2 protein-coding genes are annotated in these 1,692 nt (G+C 65.9%); both read right to left on the bottom strand.

Annotation, left to right across the window (positions count from 1 at the left end; translation table 11 throughout):
• Window positions 1–132: 132 nt before the first annotated feature.
• Window positions 133–918: a helix-turn-helix domain-containing protein gene (locus WEB61_RS13285; protein ID WP_368064819.1), complete on the bottom strand. Its 786-nt coding sequence runs from the start codon at window positions 916–918 to the stop codon at window positions 133–135.
• A 126-nt stretch (window positions 919–1,044) separates the two neighbouring features.
• The coding region (locus WEB61_RS13280) for a helix-turn-helix transcriptional regulator (RefSeq protein WP_368064818.1) at window positions 1,045–1,692 on the bottom strand (648 nt) is incomplete at its 5' end.

Here is a 1,692-nt window from a genome sequence, read left to right as displayed (position 1 = left end):
GATAACCCGTCGCGCAGCCCGGAGATAAAAAATTTTATCGCCGGCGCGCGCAGAGCGCCGAGGCGGGGATAAGGGACATGATCGAAGCGGCCGCGCCGGCGACGGGAATAAATCCCCCGCAGACATGCTTTCTCACCGGCAGGCGGGCGCGGGCTCCGCAACGACGAAGCGATGGAAGACCCATCCGCGAACGCCGTCGCCGCGCCCGACCTCACGCCATTGTCCGTTCGGGCTCTCGCCGAACAGCGTCAGGCCCTCGCAGGCCGAGAGAACGCCGAGCTCCCTGCCCTCGTTGGCCGGCGCCGCGCGCAGATAGACGCTGCGTGTCGCAAAGAGATCGGGCGCGGGCACGGGCGGCGGCGTGACGGAAGCCGGTTCGAAACGCCGGAGGTTTTCGACCATGGAAGCGGAGACCGGCGATGATCCGTTGGCGGATCGTTCGGGCGCCGGGGAGGCGACCGGTTCGGCCGGCGCAACCGACGGCGCGGCAACGGGCGATGAAGGCGGCGTCGCCACCGGTACGGGCTCGACGCGCGGCGTTTCGAAACCGAAAAGGAGCGCGGCGAGAAGGCCCATGCCGAGAAGGGCGCCCGCCACGGCCCAGCCGATCCGCGCCAGGGGAACCTGCGACCAGGGCAGTTCCGGCGCCGAAAAATCGGCGCTTTCGATATTGCGATGCACCTCCTCGCCGAGCCGCGCCAGTGGCGCATCGACATCGACATTGAGGTGACGGGCATAGGCGCGGGTGAAGCCGAGTGTCTGGGGGAGCGCCGGCAGGCGGTCGAACTGGCCCGCCTCGATCGCCTGCAGATAGACGGGCTTGATCCGGGTTTCGGCCGCGATGTCGCGCAGCGACAGGCCCGCTGCCTGCCGCGCGGTGCGCAACGTCTCTCCGATTTCGTCCCTGTAGTTCATCATCCCGTAGCTCTGGCCCATCGTCTGAAGGGGACAATAGCGAGCGCAGGTTACCAAATTTGTAGCAAATTGTTCGATTTTGGCGCGAAACGGCGGCGCGGGCGGCCTGCCGGGCCGCCATACAAGGTCTCAATGAAGCCGGCCCAGGACCTGAAGCAGTTCCGCCTGGCTCGTCGAACCGGTCTTCCTGAAAATGCCGTGCAGATGATTGCGCGCCGTGTTGTACGCCATATGGGCGTTCATCGCCGCGCTGCCGAGATCGGCGCAGCGCACGAGTTCGATCGCAAGAACCGTTTCGCGTTCCGTCAGTCCGAAAGTCTGGCAAAGGGCGTCGCCGGACGGAAGCGGGACAGCCGCCAGATCCTGAATATGGATCACCGACACGATGGTCTGGCTGGCAAGGAAACGTTCGGTCGCAGGCGCGGGGATGACCCGCAGGACGTAGGGCCGCTTTCCGGACGGACGTGTCACCAGCATGTATCCGCCATAGCCGGCGTCGGGCCGCGACGGCCGGATAACGGTATCCTGGATCAGGCGCTGGAGCTTGCGGGTTTCCGGCATTCGGCGTGCGACAAAACCGCCAGCGGCCGTGTGAGAAAACCCGTCGCCCGCATTCAGGATCGCGGTTGCGACGTCGTTCATGAAAGTCGGTTTTGCATCGCGACCGAGAAGGATCACGCCGTCCGATTTTCGCGCCAACGCATCGAGCAGAACCGCGCGCGTCGCGGCCTGGGTCTCGATAACATGGCCGAGCGCGCATGCCTGCTGGATATGCGG

This window comes from Parvibaculum sp. (assembly GCF_040882025.1).
Lineage (GTDB): Bacteria > Pseudomonadota > Alphaproteobacteria > Parvibaculales > Parvibaculaceae > Parvibaculum.
This window is presented reverse-complemented; position numbering and strand designations above follow the sequence as displayed.